Origin of the sequence: Paraburkholderia sp. (genome assembly GCF_035501035.1) — a bacterium.
GTDB lineage: Bacteria > Pseudomonadota > Gammaproteobacteria > Burkholderiales > Burkholderiaceae > Paraburkholderia.
On record NZ_DATJWR010000440.1, the window covers coordinates 1 to 16,444 of the forward strand.

Here is a 16,444-nt window from a genome sequence, read left to right on the forward strand (position 1 = left end):
ACGCACGACGGGCGATAAACATCATGTCGAACTCGATGGCGTGTTCGTGCAGATCGGCCTCGTGCCCAACACCGAGTTCCTCAAGGGCACGGTGGCGCTTTCGAAGCACGGCGAGATCGAAGTGGACGCGAAGGGCCAGACCTCGGTGCCGGGCGTGTTCGCCGCGGGCGACGTGACGACCGTGCCGTTCAAGCAGATCGTGATTGCCGTGGGCGAAGGCGCGAAGGCATCGCTCGGCGCGTTCGAATATCTGATCCGCTCTTCGGCGGAACAGGAAGAGGATGCGAAGGCGGGGCCTGTGGTGGCCTGAGCGAAGGGGTTTAGGGCGGTTGGCCTTTTTCTTGTTTTCGCGTCGGTGTGCATGCGTTGCCCCTGTGCGGGGCGGCACCTACTTTTCTTTGCAGCGGCAAAGAAAAGTAGGCAAAAGAAAGCCGCTCACACCGCCAGTGTTACGCCTGGCATCACTTAACCACTCTCGGATTGGTGCCGGAGCGTCTGTCATCACTCGCCTTCAAACGAAGTGACAAGGCGCTCTTCCTTCCGGCGGCGCTTCGCGCCCCGTGGGGCATAACCAAACACCAGCGGTCGGCTCGTCGTTCCTCGAGAAATGAAACAGCAAGTTGGTTTCGCTTGCATACCCGACCGCGACGCGCGTAGCGCGCAGTGGGATGAATGAGCCCTTTGTCACTAACGTGAAGGGTGCGTGGGGACAGACGCCCCGGCACCACTCCGATAATGGGCGAGTGGTGCAAAGCGAAGCATTGGCGGTGTGAGCGGCTTTCTTTTGCCTACTTTTCTTTGCCGCTGCAAAGAAAAGTAGGTGCCGCCCCGCACAGGGGCAACCCAGGCAGACCGACGCGAAAACAAGGAAAGGCCAAAGCAACAACAAGGAAAGGCCAAAGCAACAACAAGCCCCCCACCACACGCTCCCGCGTCAAGCAACCCGCAAAAAGCCACTACCCCCGCGCCGCAATCTCCTTCTTCCATCCCTCGATGATCTTCCCGGCCAGCGCGCCGTAGTCGCCGTCAAAGTGGTGACTGCCATTCGTCTTCACGACATCGATCCCGGTATTCACGAGCGCCGGGCACAGCGTGTCTTTCTCGTCCGCGCCGTACACGCACTGCACGATCGACGGCGGGACCTTCGCGAGTTCCGGGCGCACCTGCAGCGCCTTTTCGCTCGCGGGCATGCCGAGCCACCCCGTCACGCGAATCTGGAAATCGGCGTCCGGCGCGAAGCCCAGCAGCGACATGTACGTCACCTTTGCACGCAGCGCGTCGGGCAAGCGGTTATAGGCAAACGGCATGACGTCCGCGCCGAATGAATAGCCCACGAGCGCGATGTGCTGCGCATGCCAGCGCGAACCATAGGTCTTCAGCACGCGCGCGAGATCGTGGCTCGTTTCCGCAGGCGTCTTCTCGCTCCAGAAGTAGCGCAGCGCATCCCAGCCGATCACCGAAATACCCTGCTTTTGCAGGGCTTCCGCAATCGTCTTGTCGAGGTCGCGCCAGCCACCGTCGCCCGAGATCACCACGGCGAGCATGTCGGTGGGGTGCGCCGCGGGCAGTTCGACGAGCGGCAGGTCCGACACGTCCTCCTCGCTTTCCGTCTGCACGCGCAGATGCGGCGCCGCGAGCGCGACGATCTTCCCGGCATCGGCCGTGTTCGCAGCGAAGGTGCGCGCAGCGGCGCCGCTTGCGCCAACGGCATTCGTTGCACGCGCATCCATCGTCACGCCTTGCTCGAGAAAGCCGGGCAGGCCTTTGCCGCGCGAGAGCGTGGGGTCGGCGGGGCATGGCGCGAAGCGCGCGTCGAGCGTCGCCGCCGGATCGAGCGAGACGGCGCCCGCCATCGTGTTCGCTGGCGCCTGCGAAAGCATGCGCTGCGCGATGAGCGCCCCTTCGCCGCTGCCGATGGCGATCGGCGCGAAATACTGGCTCGACTCCTGCTGGCGTTCGAGCTGGTGACTCAGCGCTTCGGCGTCGCTGTAGAGCTTGTGGCAGCTCTCGTTCTTGACGGCGGCGAGGTTCGCCGCGTAGCGCTCCGTCTCCACGCCCACGACGAGCGCGCCACGTTGCGCCAGTGCATCGGCGCGTGTCTGGTCGGCGGCGCTCCAGTGCTTGTCCGCCGAGAACAGCACGGCGAAGCCTCGCATCGCGCCGTTGGGCTTCGTGACCGCGACGTCGCCATAGCGGCCTCCCGAGACATTCGTCGTGGCAGCGGAAGCGGGCATTGAAGCCGCGTTGGCACGTGCCGCGCCGCAGGCGAGCAAGCCGGGGACCAAAACGGCGAGCATGGCGGCGCCCGCTGCCGTGCCTGCAATGCGCGGCAGCCTGAAAGTGCGTAATGTCATGAGCGCCAGCCTCCTGCCAGCAACGATAGATCGGCGAGGGTGATGAACACGCTGATCGAGCCCGAGGCGGCCAGATAGCGCGGTTCCCAATGCGGCGCGAACTTGTTCTTGAAGCCGCGCAGCCCTCTGAAGTTGTAGAAGCGGCCGCCGAAGCGCCAGATGAAGCCCGCGAGCCGGTGCCACGACGAAGCGAGCGGCGACGGCCCCATGCCCGAGAGCGGCGCCATGCCGAGCGAGAGCGAGTGGTAGCCGGCGGCCTTCAGATGGAGCGCGAGTTGCGTGAACAGATACTCCATCGCATAAGGCGAGGCGCCCGGCAGATGGCGCATGACGCCAACCGTCGCGTCGGTGTTCAGATCGGTCGTCATGAAGGTGACGAAGGCGAGCGGCTCGCCGTTCTGGCGCACGAGCAGCACCGACTGGGCGGCCAGATAGTCGTCGTCGAAGGCTGCCACCGAGAAGCTCTTTTCGCGCGCTTCGCGGTCTTCGAGCCAGGCGTCGGAGATGGCGCGCAGCACCGGCAGGCTCTCGCCCATTTGCGCCGGCCCGATATGCTCGACGGAAAAGCCGTCGCGTTCGCCGCGCTTGAGCGCGTAGCGCAGGTGGGCGCGCTGCGGTCCCTTCAATTCGAACTCCTGAAGCATTACGCGTGCTTCCTCGCCGAGCTTCATCAACGTGAGGCCGGCGTCGAGATAGAGCGGCAGCGCATCCGCGCGCACCTGGTAGAACGCGGCGCGGCCGCCGTGCGCGTGCGCGAGCGTGACGAATTCGCGGATCAGCGCCGGCCACTCTTCGCGCGGGCCGACCGGATCGTGCAGCGCGGCCCACGTGCGGCCGCGCTTCGCGTACATGAGGAAGGCGCTGCGCGAGGCGGAGAACAGGAAGCTCTTGTCGCCCATCAGCGCGAGGCCGGCGTCGCTGCGCTCCTGCGCGCGCACGATGCGCGCGGCCTGTTCGAGGTCTTCGCTCGCGGGCATCACGAAGCGGCCCGCGGCGGGGCGCAGCAACTGCCACGACGCAAGCGCGGCGGCGAACACGCCCGCGCCGAGCGTCGCGCGCAGCGCGCGTGGGGCGCGGCTATGAAAAGCGAATTGCCACCACAGATGCTGCGAATACTGCACGTCGCGGAACGCAAACAGCAGCACCCACACGGCGAGCGCGATCACGCAGCCGACCGAGGCGAGCCAGGCCGGCGTGAAGCGCTCGGCGAACAGTGACGAGTGCCGGTTAAAGCGCTCGCGCGTGGCGACGAGCAGCACGATCAGCACGCACAGCACGCCTGCCTCGACGAACGCGAGGCCTTTGGCGAGCGAGAGCGCGAGGTTGGCCACGGCGATCACGAGCGCGAGCCACCACGCGGCGTCCAGGCGCCGCAGCAGGCCGCGCGCGACGAAGAGGAGCAGCACGCCGAAGAGGCTGCCCATCAGTTGCGAGCTTTCGAGCACCCAGAGCGGCAGGAAGGTTTGCAGTAGCGCGATGCGCTTCGTGAACGCGGGCGTGGCGCCCGAGATCACGAGCATGCTGCCGGTCACGAACGTGACGATCGCGAGAAAGAGCGGGGCGAGCTGCGAAACGTCGGCGCTGCGCTTGGCGAGTTGTGCGCTGAGCGGCGTCTTGAGCGCGCGGCCCTCGAAGCCGGCGAGGACCGCCGCCGCGAGCGCGAGCGGCGCGCCGAAGTAGATCGCGCGATAGGCAACCAGCGCGGCCAGCACCGTGGGAGTGGGCACGCTCGGGCCGAGCGTGTAGACCATGGCGGCTTCGAACACGCCGATGCCGCCGGGCGTGTGGCCGATCAGGCCGAGCAACATGGCGGCGCAATAGACGGTGAGGAAATCGGCGAAACCGATCTGCGCATGCGGCATCACCGACCAGAGCGCGAGCCCCGCGCCCACGACGTCGAGCGCGGCGAGCAGCAGCTGCGCGACGAGGTCGCGCTGCGCGGGCACCGAAAAGCGCAGCCAGGCGCGCCCGAACGGCTCGATCTCACGCGTGCCGGCGGGGCACAAGGCCACGAGCACCGCGCCGCAGCCGAGCAGCGCGCCGCCAATGACGCGCAACGCGTCGGGCGGCAGATGCAGCAGGCCGGAGAGCGTGGCGGCGGCGCCCACCATGCCGATCGCGGTCATGAGCACGAGCGCGAGGGCGAGCGAGACGCTCGTGAACACGGTCATGCGGCCGACTTGCGCGGCGGTGACGCCGGCGCTGCCAAACACGCGGCAGCGCACGGCGCCGCCCGTGAGCGCGCCGAAGCCGGTGACATTGCCGAGCGCCGAGCCCGCGATCGCGCCCGCCCAGAGCGCGCCGCGCGAGACGCGCGCGCCGAGATAGCGCAGGCCCACCGCGTCGCGCCCGACCAGCGCGACGAAGCTCACGACCGTGGCGGCGAGCGCGCCGGACCATTGCGCCGGCGTGAGAGTCCAGAGCTGGCGGATCACCGAACGGTAGTCGACCGTACGCGAGAGATGCTGGAACACGACCAGCAGCAGCGCGCAAATGCCGAGTGCGAACACCGGCGCGACGAAGCGCTGCAGGCGCAGGGCACCGGCGCGGCGGCGCAGCGCCGTGAAGGCACGCGCCGCGCGCGAAGAATGCGATTGAGACATGGATCGGCAGGTGACTCTCTGCGCTGTCGCCGTTTCGACTGTTACAGCTTCCCCGGCGGCGACATCGCGTGTATTTGCTACGTTCTTTTGAGGCCGGCTGCGCGCTGCTCGCGCGGGGAACCGGGACATTGAGTCAAAACGTAATAGTTTGGTAAAGGACTGGTAAAACTCAGCAAACGCATAGGACTCGCCACCGGTTGACGCCACAGAGGAAGAATCTGTAAATAGTGGCAGATGAGGTCGGGGAAAACGCGCGCCGCCATTCGCAAGTCAAGCGGGGGAATCCTCGTGTGGCGATTAATGTTTGCGAAAGCCGTTTCGAGGGCAGCGTTGAAAGGAAAGGCAATCGTTAAGTTATGAGTAATGGATGCTTTTGAATGAAATCTTTAAACAGTGTCTCGCTGCAAGCCTTGTGTGACGGGTGTTTTCAGCCGATGCACAGCGCATTGCATCACCGCGGCGGGCCATGGTTGGCGCTCGCACACACCGGTTTCAGAAGTCGCTGTTACTAAATCGACACACGTGATTTAATCCTTTTACAAGCCCCGATGGGCGAGTTAGTCTGCTTCGGTCAAGAGTTGATTTACTGCGCCAGGAGAATGACGTGAAAAGACTCGCCTTGACTTCCTTTTCGCTCGCTGCGCTCGGGGTAGCCGGCATGGCTCAGGCGCAGACCAGCGTGACGCTGTACGGCACCATCGACACCTCCGTTACCTTCGTCAACCACGCTGACGACAACAAAAATCTCTGGACGCTCGGCAACAGCAGCTACGGCAATCTCTCCGGTTCGCGCTGGGGTTTGAAAGGCGCCGAAGACCTTGGCGGCGGCCTCAAGGCGATCTTTCAGTTGGAGAGCGGCTTCAACCCGTCGACAGGCTCGCTCGCGCAGGGCGGCAGGCTGTTCGGCCGGCAGGCATACGTGGGGCTGACGGCCGAGCAGTACGGCTCGCTCACGTTGGGTCGGCAGTACGACCCGCTCATCGACCTCGTGCAAGGCATCACGGAAGACAACTACTTCGGCTCCGCGTTCGCGACGGCTGGCGACGTCGACAACTACGACAACAGCTTTCGCGTGAACAACGCCGTCAAGTACACGACGCCGGTGTGGAACGGCCTTCAGGTCGCGACCATGTACTCCTTTGGCGGCATTGCGGGCTCGACGGGCGCCGAGCAGTCGTACTCGGCGGCGGTCAACTACACGAGCGGGCCACTTGCGCTCGCAGGCGGCTACTTCTACGCGGCGAACAGTCAGGCCACGAACGCCATCCGTACCGACGGCTGGTCGAGCACTTCGGACGGCACGTTCGACGGCCCGGTCAACTCCGGCTATGCCACGGCGCACTCGCTGACGATTGCGCGCGCGGCGGCGCAGTACCAGCTCGGCCAGTTCACGCTTGGCCTCGGCTACAGCAACGCGCGGTACTCGCCCGACGGTAGCTCGGTGTTCCGCGATACCCAGAAATACAACACCGGCCAGGGCTTCATGAACTACCAGCTGAGCTCGGCGCTGCTGCTCGGCGTGGGCTACAGCTATACGCACGCGAATGGCGATACGTCGGCGAACTACCACCAGGTCTCGCTCGGCGCGGACTACAGCCTCTCGAAGCGCACCGACCTCTACATGACGGCGGCCTGGCAGCACGCAAGCGGCGAGACCGGCGACGGCTCGGGCGGCGCGATGCCCGCCGAGGCCTCGATCGGCTCGTACGGTTACGCGGGCACGTCGAACCAGACGATCGTGAACTTCGGGCTGCGGCACAAGTTCTGATCCAGAACCGGCTTTTTGCGACGCCGGATGCGCCAGTTGGACGGCGCATCCGGCGTTTGACGTTTGGCCGGCGTTTATTGGTTGATTGTTTACGGCGCGACGTCAAACACGAGCACAAACCTCATGCGTCGCGCGATCGCCGTAGCGTGAGCAGGGCGAGCCAGGCCGCGACGCGCTCAATGCCGCGCCGTGCGCCCGCAAACGGCGGACGCCACGCGCTCGTGACCGTCACCTGCGCCGGCATGTCGGCCTCGGTGCTGAGCCAGATGCGCTCGCCGCGTTCTAGCCGGAGCGTTTCGCCCGGTCGCAGCCAGTGATCATAAGGCGAGCGGGCGCGCGTGACCCACACCGGCGCCGCATGGATATGCAGGGTCGCTGACGCATGGACACGCCAGGTGAGCGTGCGCTTGGGCGGCACGGCGAAATGGACCGATTGCGCGGGCAACGGATCGCCGAAATGGTTGGCATCGTCGCAATGGGCGGGCGCGGTATGGGCGAGCGGGGCGGCCGGGGGGGAAGAGGGTTGCGAGGTAGCCTCTGCAACGGGCTGTGAAGCGGGCTGTGAAGCGGGCTGTGAAGCCGGCTGTGAAGCCGGCCATGAAGCTGGCCGTGAAGCGTCATCCATCGTTTTCTCCAGTTTTTAGAGCCGACGGACGGGGCGCTGCCACCCAGAAAAACAAAAAGCCCCGTCGATACCGGCGGGGCTCGTGATTTGCGTGACGACAGACTGCTAGTACGCACACCATCCCCGTGGGTTGCCCGATCGGGTTTTCCACGTATGGTTCATCGTGATTGCGATGACGGGGAGGGTGGTGGAGGTGTGCATGTTGTCGAGTGTGCGGGGCGTGCGCGTGGGCTGTCAAGCGGAAACGGGTCAAAGCACTTCGCCGACGGAGTTTGTGTTGTACGCAAGACTCGCCAGTGCCTTGCGTGACGCGATCGTGCCCTTTCGATGCCCTAGCCCCTTGCCGGCGCCCCCCGTTTCTAACTAGCATTGACTGTTTTCCAGGCAAATCCGGTCGACTGCGCCCGCAAGGCGGAAGGGCGGCGCCCTGACAGAGCAGCGGAGCATGAAGTGTTGTGCCGATACGACTGGATTTGATATATCACATACAGAATATTGATTTTTGTCGCGATGCAGCATATGATTGAGTCATTCAATGACTCAATCATGCGGAGCTTCAAATGGATTTCGTTTCTCTCGCACTTTTCGGGGCGGCGGTTGTGGGTCTGGGCGCTGCCGCTACGGTCTTGATCGCCAGGTGGCTGCCGCAGGCCGCTATCGAGCGGGCTGCGCAGCACGGCCGGTTTGTCGGTCTGGGCGAGGCGCCGCGCGTGAGGCCGGCCCGTCGTGCAAAACTCGGTGCACAACTCGGCTCGCGAATTCGTCCGCAGGTCGGAAAAGAGGCAATCAATGTCGTCAGAACAAACTGAAGTTGTAGCAACCCGGGATGCGGCGCCGCTCAAGCTGGCGCTGCAGCCCATCAACGCGACGCTGAGCCTGCGCGATCAGGCTTACGCAATGCTGCGCCAGGCCATTGCCGACGCCGACATCTACCAATCGCGCGAGGAAATCCGGCTTGACGAACGCGTGCTGAGCGAAACGCTCGGCGTGAGCCGCACGCCGGTGCGCGAGGCCATGACGCTGCTCGAACAGGAAGGCTTCCTGCGCATGGTGCCGCGCCGCGGCATCTATATCGTGCGCAAGAGCAAGCGCGAGATCGTCGAGATGATCCAGATGTGGGCGGCGCTCGAAAGCATGGCCGCGCGCCTCGCGACGATCCACGCCACCGACGAGGAAATCGCGCGTCTGCGCCACATGTTCGACGACTTCCGCGACAGCACGCCTGCCGAGCACATCGCCGAGTATTCGGATGCCAACATTGCGTTTCACCAGGCCATTGTCGAGCTGTCGAAGTCGCAGATCATCCTCGACACGATCAAGAACATCTTCGTGCATGTGCGTGCCATTCGCCGCATGACGATTTCGCAGAGCGACCGGGCTTCGCGCTCGATCGTCGATCATCTGCGCATCATCGAAGCGCTCGAAAAGCGCGACACCGAACTGGCCGAAAAGCTCGTGCGCCAGCATTCGCTCGATCTCGCCGCCTACGTCGAGAAGAATTGCGATTTCCTCGATTGATACGGGTAAGGTGAAGTTTCGCTGCGCTATCGCGTAGCGCCCGCGTTGGTTCGGGGCAGACGGGAGACCTCCGGGTCTCCCGTCTTGCGTTTACCGCCTTAACCGTCGCGGCTCGGCGGCCGACTTTATGCGCATCAACCCCTGGCATCCCTGACGAATCAGACCGCCAAAACCCGGCACAGCGTCGCCGCTTTCTCGCCATCCTTTACACGGAATCTGGCATATCAGACCCGGCGCGCGTTCGGGGTTTTCCCTTGTGTGCATTGCGTCAAAGTTGTCGAAATCGGCGAAAAGCCACGTCAGATAAGACTTCTCCTGGATTTCAAAGACCTTCCCGATGGGCAAATCCCCTCTTGCTCTACATTGATATATCACATACCGTATTGCTCAAGGACGCAGATGGCGCGCCGTTGCGCGAAACGCTTCTGCCCACGCAACCCCACCGATTTTCGAAAACTCGCCCGGCCACGACTAGACAAGGAGACATGACATGGGCAAGGCATTGAACGGCGTGCGCATCCTCGATTTCACGCACGTGCAGTCGGGACCCACCTGCACACAACTACTCGCCTGGTTCGGCGCGGACGTCATCAAGGTGGAGCGCACAGGCGGCGGCGACATCACGCGCGAGCAGCTGCGCGATTTGCCGGACGCGGACAGCCTCTACTTCACGATGCTCAACGGCAACAAGCGTTCGCTCACGCTCGACACGAAGAACCCGCAAGGCAAGCGCGTGCTGGAGCGGCTCATTCGCGACTGCGACGTGCTCGTCGAGAACTTCGCGCCGGGCGCGCTCGAGCGCATGGGCTTCAGCTGGGAGCGCATCCAGGCGCTGAACCCGCGCATGATCGTCGCCTCGGTCAAGGGCTTCGGCCCCGGTCCCTACGAGGAGTGCAAGGTCTACGAGAACGTGGCGCAGTGCGTGGGCGGCGCGGCTTCCACGACAGGGTTCGACGACGGGCCGCCGGTCGTCTCCGGTGCGCAGATCGGCGACAGCGGCACGGGCCTGCATCTCGCGCTCGGCATCGTCACAGCGCTCTATCAACGCACGCACACGGGGCGCGGGCAGAAGGTGCTCGCGGCCATGCAGGATGGCGTGCTCAACCTCTGCCGCGTGAAGCTGCGCGACCAGCAGCGGCTCGAGCGCACCGGCGTCATGAAGGAGTATCCGCAATACCCGAACGAGCGCTTCGGCGAGGCCGTGCCGCGCGCCGGCAACGCGTCGGGCGGGGGCCAGCCGGGCTGGATCCTCAAGTGCAAGGGCTGGGAGACCGATCCGAACGCCTATATCTACTTCATCGCGCAGGCGCCCGTGTGGGACCGCATCTGCAAGCTGATCGGGCGCGAGGAGTGGATCGACGATCCCGACTACGCGACGCCCAACGCGCGCCTGCCGCGCCTGAAGTCGATTTTCGACGAGATCGAGCACTGGACCATGCACCGCACGAAGTTCGATGCGATGGCCGTGCTCAACCGTTACGACATTCCGTGCGGTCCGATTCTCTCGATGAAGGAGATCGCCACGGACGAGTCGCTGCGCGCGAGCGGCACGATCGTCGAAGTGGATCACCCGGTGCGCGGCAAGTACCTCACGGTGGGCAACCCGATCAAGCTCTCGGACAGCCCGACCGAAGTCACACGCTCGCCGCTGCTTGGCGAGCATACCGACGAAGTGCTCGCCGAATTCGGGTACACGGACAACGAGATCCACGCGCTACATGCCGCTGGCGCCGTCTGAAACCGCCGTCTGAAACGAAAGGAGTGAAGCATGGAAACGTGGATGCGTCTGATGGCGAACGACGGCAGCATCGTGTTCGGTCGCGTCGAGAACGGCTACCTGCACGAATACGAAGGGCTCGATCAGCCGGTGCCCACGGGGGCCGTACTGTCGCTGCGCGCGCTCACGCCGCTCGCGCCCTGTGCGCCAGGCAAGGTGGTTGCGCTGTGGAACAATTTTCACGCGCTTGCTGCGAAGCTGGAAAAGCCGGTGCCCTCGCATCCGCTTTTTCTCATCAAGCCGGCCGCTTCGGTGATCGGTTCGTCCGAATCAATTCGGCGTCCTGCCCACTATGCGGGAAAAATCGTCTTCGAAGGCGAGCTGGGCATCGTGATCGGCAAGCGTTGCCGCAACGTGAGCGTCGAAGCAGCCGAGGCTGCGATCTTCGGCTATACGGTCGTCAACGACGTCACCGCCGCGGGCCTCATCACCGAGAATCCGCACTTCCCGCAATGGTGCCGCGCCAAAGGTTTCGATACGTTCTGTTGTCTGGGCCCGGCAATCGTCTCCGGGTTCGATTGGCAGCGTGCGCGCGTCGTCACGCGGCTTGATGGGGTCGAGCGGCAGAACTATCCGCTCGACGACATGGTGTTCTCGCCGGCGCAGCAGGTGAGCCTCATTTCGCAAGACCTGACGCTCGAGCCAGGCGACGTGATTGCGTGCGGTACGTCGCTCGGCGTAGGCTCGATCGTTGATGGCGCAACCGTCGACGTCACGATCGAAGGAATCGGCACATTGAGCAACACGCTGGCAGTCGCATGCGGCGAAACCGAGCCGCTCGCCACTGCAGAAGGCGCGGCCTGATGGCGTGAACTAAAGACGCGCACGGTATGCATAACGCGCGCGAGGAGGAGAGATGCCGGAGCAACTGGCTGGCGACGTGGCGTGGCTGGGCGCCGGTGTGCTGTTCGCATGGCTCGGCTGTGCATTTGCACAATTGGCGGCGCTCGCACCGGTGCGAGCGCGCCGTTCGCGCGCCGCGCCGCGCTGCGTGCGGTGTTCTGATGCGGTGCACAAGCGCCGGCTTGGCTTCGTCATTTCATTCGCACTGCTACTGACTGTGCCGCCCGGCGTGGCGGCCGCGGGTTGGGCGCATGCAATCGATGCGACGGTGGCCGTCGAAGCCGGCGTGCTGGCTGGCTTGTGCTACGCAGGGCGGCGCGATCTCACGCGGCGCGTGCGCACCGCGGCGCTGACGGGCGGCGTGCTGGGCGCGGCCGCGGTGGGCGGCGGCATCGCTGGCTTCGTGCTGCAACCTGGCCGTGCGCCGGGCGAGCGTGTCGCGCTGTTCGTGGCGGCGACGACCGGCGCGCTGCTGATCGGCAGCGCGTTGAGTCTGCTCGGCGGTGGCGCACTTGCACGAGGCGCGGCGCGGCGGCGCGTGCCCTTCGGCCGCGGCGACCGCGCGATCCACGTCATGGCGCTGTTGCTCGGGGTTGGGCTTGGCTATGGGTTCGTGAGCGCGCGCGCTTCGCCTGAGTTCGGGGTCTCCGTGCTGGTCGCGGCGAGCTTGTTGCACGCCGCGCTCGGCGTGCGGCTCATGACGGGCGCAAGCAGGCCGCGTCACGCGCGTTTGGGCGTCGAGACGACTTCGTCCGGTGAGCCCTTCAGCGTGATATTCAATGCGAGCTTCGCGGGCGTACCGGACGAACTGTTGGTCGCAGCCTGCGGCGGCGGCGCGTTCGAGCCCGCGTGGCTTGCCGCGAGCGACACATCGCATGGCGGCGCTGGGCGCGCGGGCCATCATGCATCGCAGGATTTGCCGCGCCGGCGGCGTAGCCGGCACGGCGCGCTACGCCAGCGGCAAGGCCCGCACTGACGCGTCGTTACCGAGACGTGCGCGCGCTGGCGCCACCAGTGGAGCGCCACGAGACACTCTGCGGGAAGGGGCAAACGACGAAACGCGCCTTCGCACGACGTTCAATGGAGGCAGCGGCGGGCGCAAGCCAAACGTCGCGCTTTTCGTGTAATCGCACGAATGATTAGTCACGCCTGAAGGTTGGGCGAGTAATCATAAAACCTTACTTATGCAAGCTCGCTTCCGAGACGCGCGTGATGTTCTCGATGAGCTGTGCGCCTTCTTCCATGAGGAAGCGCTTGAACGCAAGCGCGACGGGCGGCAGGCGCTTGTTCTTCCGGTGTACGACGTACCAGTTGAGCATGACCGGGAAGCCTTCGACATCGAGCACCGTGAGATGACCGACCTGCAATTCGAGGCTGATGGTGTGCGCCGAGAGAAAGGCGATACCCATGCCCGCGATCACGGCCTGCTTGATCGTTTCGGTGCTGCGGATCTCCATGGCGATCTTGAGGTTCGTGATCTTGCCCGCGAATCCTTCTTCCATCGAATTCCATGTGTCCGAGCCGCGTTCGCGCACGATGAACGCCTCGTTGGCGAGCGTGCTGAGCTTGATGCCGCGCTTGTGCGCGAGGGGATGTGAGGGCGCCGCGACGATCACGTAAGGGTGCGGGGCGAATGGCTCGTTGATGGCGTCCGTCGCGTGCGGGGGACGCACCATGACGGCGAGGTCAGTCTGGTTGGTGGCGAGCTGCTGGAGCAGCTGCTCCCGGTTGTGCACGGCGAGATTGAGCGAAACGCCCTTGTAACGGCGCGTGAATTCGGCCAGAAGACGCGGAAAGAAGTAATCGCCCGCGCTGATTACCGAGACGTTGAGCTTGCCACCCGAGACGCCCTTCAACTGGCTCATCGCCTCGTCGACTTCGTGGAACTGCTGCATGATCGCGCGGCTGTAGTGAAGCATCTCCGTGCCCGCGGGCGTGAGATAGATCTTCTTGCCAAGCTGTTCGAAGAGCGGCAGACCCGCGTGGTCTTCGAGCTGTCGGACCTGCGTGGAAACGGCCGGCTGGGTGAGATGCAGTTCCTCCGCGGCACGCGAAAAACTGAGGTGGCGCGCCACGGTCTCGAAGACCTTGAGCTGGCGCAGCGTGGCGTTTCGCATCGTCATGGCCGATCCATAAAGGAACGTGAATCCACATAATAACAAACTTTAATTGTGAGTAATTCAGCAATCACCCTAGCATGAGTTGAAAGGAGTCCGAATGCCATGCGGTGATGCGGGCGATGGGCTCGGGTTAACGCCTGGAGGTACGACTTCAAAGCGGGAAATGTGCAAAAAAACCCTTATTTTGCAGGGCTTTCGGGGAATGCCGTAATGATCGGCCGAATGAGAATTGGCGAATTTCCATTCGAATTTTTCATTTGCTAGGCGAATAAAAAAGAAGACTGCAGTGCAGCATGGGATTCGAACCATAAGCAGAAATTTATGCAGGCCGGCAATCAAGCGGGCCGCGATGAATGGATAGCGGAGACAAGCGAGATGAGTGCAATCAGTCAGAGGAGCGAGAGCGGTCCGTTCTGGACGAACCGCTGGTGTCAACTGGTAGTGGGCATGCTGTGCATGGCGCTCGTCGCCAATCTGCAATACGCGTGGACGCTGTTCGTCGCACCGATGAACGCGCGGCATCAATGGGGCGAAGCGTCGATTCAGCTGGCGTTCTCGATTTTCATTCTGACTGAGACCTGGCTCGTGCCGGTGGAAGGCTGGCTCGTCGACAAGTTCGGTCCACGTCCGGTCGTGGCGGTCGGTGCGGTTTGCGCGGGCCTCTCATGGGTGCTCAACTCGTACGCCACGACGCTGCCGATGCTTTATGCCTCGTCGGTGATCGCGGGCATTGGCGCGGGCGGCGTGTACGGCACCTGCGTGGGCAATGCGCTCAAGTGGTTCCCGGACCGCCGCGGTCTCGCTGCGGGCCTCACGGCCGCGGGCTTTGGCGCCGGCGCCGCCGTGACCGTGATTCCGATTGCGAACATGATCACGCGCTCGGGCTACGAGCACACGTTCTTCTTCTTCGGCATCCTCCAGGGCGTGTCGATTCTGGCGCTCGCCTTCCTGCTCGTGAAGCCCTCGCCGCGCCCCGTTGCGATGGCTGCACGCCGTATGGTCTCGCGCGTCGACTACACGCCAGGGCAGATGGTCAAGCAGCCGGTGTTCTGGGTGATCTACGCCGCGTTCGTCGCGGTGGCCGCAGGCGGACTGATGGCGACGGCGCAGATCGGACCGATCGCGAAGGACTGGGGTATCGCGCGCATCCCGATGACGGTGTTCGGCGCCACGCTGCCGCTCCTCACGCTCACACTAGCGATCGACAACATCTGCAACGGCTTCACGCGCCCGCTGTGCGGTTTCATCTCCGACAAGATCGGACGTGAAAACACGATGTTCCTGATTTTCGTCGGCGAAGGGCTCGCGCTGCTCGGCATGATGCAGTTCGGCTCCAACCCATACGCGTTCATGGTTTTCGCTGCGCTCATCTTCCTGTTCTGGGGGGAGATCTTCTCGATCTTCCCGGCGATCTGCGCGGACACCTTCGGCAGCAAGTACGCCGCGTCCAATGCCGGCACGCTGTACACGGCGAAGGGCACCGCAGCGCTGCTCGTGCCGGTGGCCTCCGTGCTCTCGGCCACGGGCGGCTGGAGCGCCGTGTTCGTCGCGGCGGCGGTCATCACGATCGCGGCGGGCATCAGCGCCAAGTTCATCCTCGCGCCGATGCGCCAGCGCCTGATCGAACAGAGCGCGGAGGAGAGCAGCGAGAACTCGGCTACGCTGGCCGCCAGTACGGGCGCGGGCCTGCAGCATTGGTCCAACCCGAGCGGCGAATGAGGCGCGCGAGCCCACCATGTCGATGAACGTATCGCTCCAGCAACTCAAGGTGTTCGTCGCGGTGGCGCGGGCGCGCAGCTTCACGCGCGCCGCGCGCGAATTCGGGCTCACGCAGTCGGCGGTGAGCCGCTGTGTGCGCGATCTGGAAGAAGCGATCGAACTCAAGCTCTTCGACCGCACCACGCGCCAAGTCGAACTCACGCTCGCGGGCAGCGGCTTCGAGCGGCGCATTGGGCGCCTGCTCGACGAGATCGAGCTCGCGCTCAGCGAGGGCCGCGACGCGCACCAGGCGCATAGCGGCGTGGTGCTCGTGGCGAGCAACCCGGTGCTTTCATCGACCTGGGTGCCCGCCGCGTTCGCGCGCTGCGCAGCGGCTTTTCCTTCACTCACGCTGCAATTGCAGGATCTGCCGCAAGCGGCTGTGTTGCAGGCCGTCGAGCAGGGCGAGGCCGACTTTGGCGTGATTGCGGAAAGCGTGCCGTTCGCGAGCGGCAACCTCGACGTGCAGCCGCTCTCGGCCACGCCGCTTTGCGCGCTTTTGCCTACGCATCATCCGCTTGCTCTCCAGGGCGCGTTACGTTGGGACGACCTCGCGCGCGAGCCGCTCGTCACACTCAATCGCGATGCGGGTTGCCGGGGCGCCGTCATGCGTGCGCTCGACGGCCTGCGGCCCGAGGGGCGGCCGTTGCAGGAGCTCGCGCACGTGGCGGGCGTGGCGCGCATGGCGCTGCTCGGCATGGGCATTGGCGTGTTGCCGGTTTGTGTCGACGAGGCGCGCGCGGGGCACGCGCATCGCCCGGGCGATAGCGCGCACGCCGCGTGTCACTGGCCCGCGCCTGCGGGGGCGCTCGTCACACGCGTGCTGCATCCGGTGGTCAACGTCACGACGATGCTCGTACGGCGTCGTCATCGATCGCTGCGGCCGTGCGCGCAGGCGGCGTGGTCGCAGTTCATGAGCGACGGTTCTGCATCAGATGGCATGTCCTCTGGACCGGATATCGGTGCTTCGTGCGATCAAGGCATGCGTGTCGCGCTGCGCGACACTACGTCAATCCACGCGATGCAGGTACACTCGCCCGCGCGCATCGAATAGCGCCCGTATCGTTTCTTTGCCTCC

General features: G+C 64.7%; 13 protein-coding genes. 9 read left to right on the plus strand and 4 right to left on the minus strand.

Annotated features, from left to right (window positions below):
- Nucleotides 1-310: FAD-dependent oxidoreductase (locus VMJ11_RS30955; protein WP_325624715.1), on the plus strand; the 310-nt coding region annotated here is incomplete at its 5' end.
- Between the two features lie 646 nt (nucleotides 311-956).
- On the opposite strand, the gene VMJ11_RS30960 is transcribed toward VMJ11_RS30955, so the two are convergent.
- Both VMJ11_RS30960 and mprF read right to left on the minus strand, forming a co-directional pair.
- Nucleotides 957-2,297: a virulence factor family protein gene (locus VMJ11_RS30960; RefSeq protein ID WP_414694529.1), complete on the minus strand. Its 1,341-nt coding sequence runs from the start codon at nucleotides 2,295-2,297 to the stop codon at nucleotides 957-959.
- Nucleotides 2,298-2,350: 53 nt separating this feature from the next.
- The gene (mprF, locus tag VMJ11_RS30965; protein WP_325624716.1) at nucleotides 2,351-4,957 is read right to left on the minus strand and encodes a bifunctional lysylphosphatidylglycerol flippase/synthetase MprF; all 2,607 of its coding nucleotides are present in this window, start codon (nucleotides 4,955-4,957) and stop codon (nucleotides 2,351-2,353) included.
- 604 nt (nucleotides 4,958-5,561) lie between these two features.
- On the opposite strand from mprF, the gene VMJ11_RS30970 reads away from it, so the two are divergent.
- Nucleotides 5,562-6,725, plus strand: coding sequence for a porin (locus tag VMJ11_RS30970; RefSeq protein ID WP_325624718.1), 1,164 nt, complete (start codon nucleotides 5,562-5,564; stop codon nucleotides 6,723-6,725).
- A gap of 121 nt (nucleotides 6,726-6,846) precedes the next feature.
- Here the strand turns inward: VMJ11_RS30970 and VMJ11_RS30975 are convergent, their stop codons facing one another.
- Nucleotides 6,847-7,170, minus strand: coding sequence for a DUF2917 domain-containing protein (locus VMJ11_RS30975; RefSeq protein WP_325624719.1), 324 nt, complete (start codon nucleotides 7,168-7,170; stop codon nucleotides 6,847-6,849).
- Nucleotides 7,171-7,910: 740 nt separating this feature from the next.
- On the opposite strand from VMJ11_RS30975, the gene VMJ11_RS30980 reads away from it, so the two are divergent.
- From VMJ11_RS30980 to VMJ11_RS31000, 5 genes are all read left to right on the plus strand, one after another.
- A complete protein-coding gene (locus VMJ11_RS30980; RefSeq protein WP_325624721.1) occupies nucleotides 7,911-8,159 on the plus strand; it encodes a hypothetical protein in 249 nt (82 codons plus the stop codon).
- On the plus strand, nucleotides 8,140-8,868 hold the full coding sequence (locus VMJ11_RS30985) for a GntR family transcriptional regulator (protein WP_325624723.1): 729 nt from the start codon (nucleotides 8,140-8,142) through the stop codon (nucleotides 8,866-8,868). The genes VMJ11_RS30980 and VMJ11_RS30985 overlap by 20 nt, the downstream gene beginning before the upstream one ends.
- 490 nt (nucleotides 8,869-9,358) lie before the next feature.
- Nucleotides 9,359-10,606, plus strand: a complete 1,248-nt coding sequence (frc, locus tag VMJ11_RS30990; protein WP_325624725.1) for a formyl-CoA transferase — start codon at nucleotides 9,359-9,361, stop codon at nucleotides 10,604-10,606.
- A gap of 30 nt (nucleotides 10,607-10,636) precedes the next feature.
- Nucleotides 10,637-11,449, plus strand: a complete 813-nt coding sequence (locus tag VMJ11_RS30995) for a fumarylacetoacetate hydrolase family protein (RefSeq protein ID WP_325624727.1) — start codon at nucleotides 10,637-10,639, stop codon at nucleotides 11,447-11,449.
- Nucleotides 11,450-11,501: 52 nt separating this feature from the next.
- Complete coding sequence (locus VMJ11_RS31000; protein WP_325624728.1) at nucleotides 11,502-12,464, plus strand: hypothetical protein; 963 nt, start codon at nucleotides 11,502-11,504, stop codon at nucleotides 12,462-12,464.
- Between the two features lie 202 nt (nucleotides 12,465-12,666).
- Here VMJ11_RS31000 and VMJ11_RS31005 read toward each other — a convergent pair whose 3' ends face one another.
- Complete coding sequence (locus tag VMJ11_RS31005; RefSeq protein WP_325624729.1) at nucleotides 12,667-13,611, minus strand: LysR family transcriptional regulator; 945 nt, start codon at nucleotides 13,609-13,611, stop codon at nucleotides 12,667-12,669.
- A gap of 372 nt (nucleotides 13,612-13,983) precedes the next feature.
- Between VMJ11_RS31005 and oxlT the strand changes: the two genes are divergently transcribed.
- Both oxlT and VMJ11_RS31015 read left to right on the plus strand, forming a co-directional pair.
- A complete protein-coding gene (oxlT, locus tag VMJ11_RS31010; RefSeq protein ID WP_325624731.1) occupies nucleotides 13,984-15,327 on the plus strand; it encodes an oxalate/formate MFS antiporter in 1,344 nt (447 codons plus the stop codon).
- Between the two features lie 16 nt (nucleotides 15,328-15,343).
- Nucleotides 15,344-16,420: a LysR family transcriptional regulator gene (locus tag VMJ11_RS31015; RefSeq protein WP_414694525.1), complete on the plus strand. Its 1,077-nt coding sequence runs from the start codon at nucleotides 15,344-15,346 to the stop codon at nucleotides 16,418-16,420.
- Nucleotides 16,421-16,444: the final 24 nt, after the last annotated feature.

Coding starts and splice junctions, on each gene's coding strand:
- VMJ11_RS30995 (WP_325624727.1), top strand. CDS start 10,637: ATGGAAACGTGGATGCGTCTGATGGCGAACGACGGCAGCATCGTGTTC.
- VMJ11_RS30980 (WP_325624721.1), top strand. CDS start 7,911: ATGGATTTCGTTTCTCTCGCACTTTTCGGGGCGGCGGTTGTGGGTCTG.
- frc (WP_325624725.1), top strand. CDS start 9,359: ATGGGCAAGGCATTGAACGGCGTGCGCATCCTCGATTTCACGCACGTG.
- VMJ11_RS31015 (WP_414694525.1), top strand. CDS start 15,344: ATGTCGATGAACGTATCGCTCCAGCAACTCAAGGTGTTCGTCGCGGTG.
- VMJ11_RS30985 (WP_325624723.1), top strand. CDS start 8,140: ATGTCGTCAGAACAAACTGAAGTTGTAGCAACCCGGGATGCGGCGCCG.
- mprF (WP_325624716.1), bottom strand. CDS start 4,957: ATGTCTCAATCGCATTCTTCGCGCGCGGCGCGTGCCTTCACGGCGCTG.
- VMJ11_RS31005 (WP_325624729.1), bottom strand. CDS start 13,611: ATGACGATGCGAAACGCCACGCTGCGCCAGCTCAAGGTCTTCGAGACC.
- VMJ11_RS30960 (WP_414694529.1), bottom strand. CDS start 2,297: ATGCTCGCCGTTTTGGTCCCCGGCTTGCTCGCCTGCGGCGCGGCACGT.
- oxlT (WP_325624731.1), top strand. CDS start 13,984: ATGAGTGCAATCAGTCAGAGGAGCGAGAGCGGTCCGTTCTGGACGAAC.
- VMJ11_RS31000 (WP_325624728.1), top strand. CDS start 11,502: ATGCCGGAGCAACTGGCTGGCGACGTGGCGTGGCTGGGCGCCGGTGTG.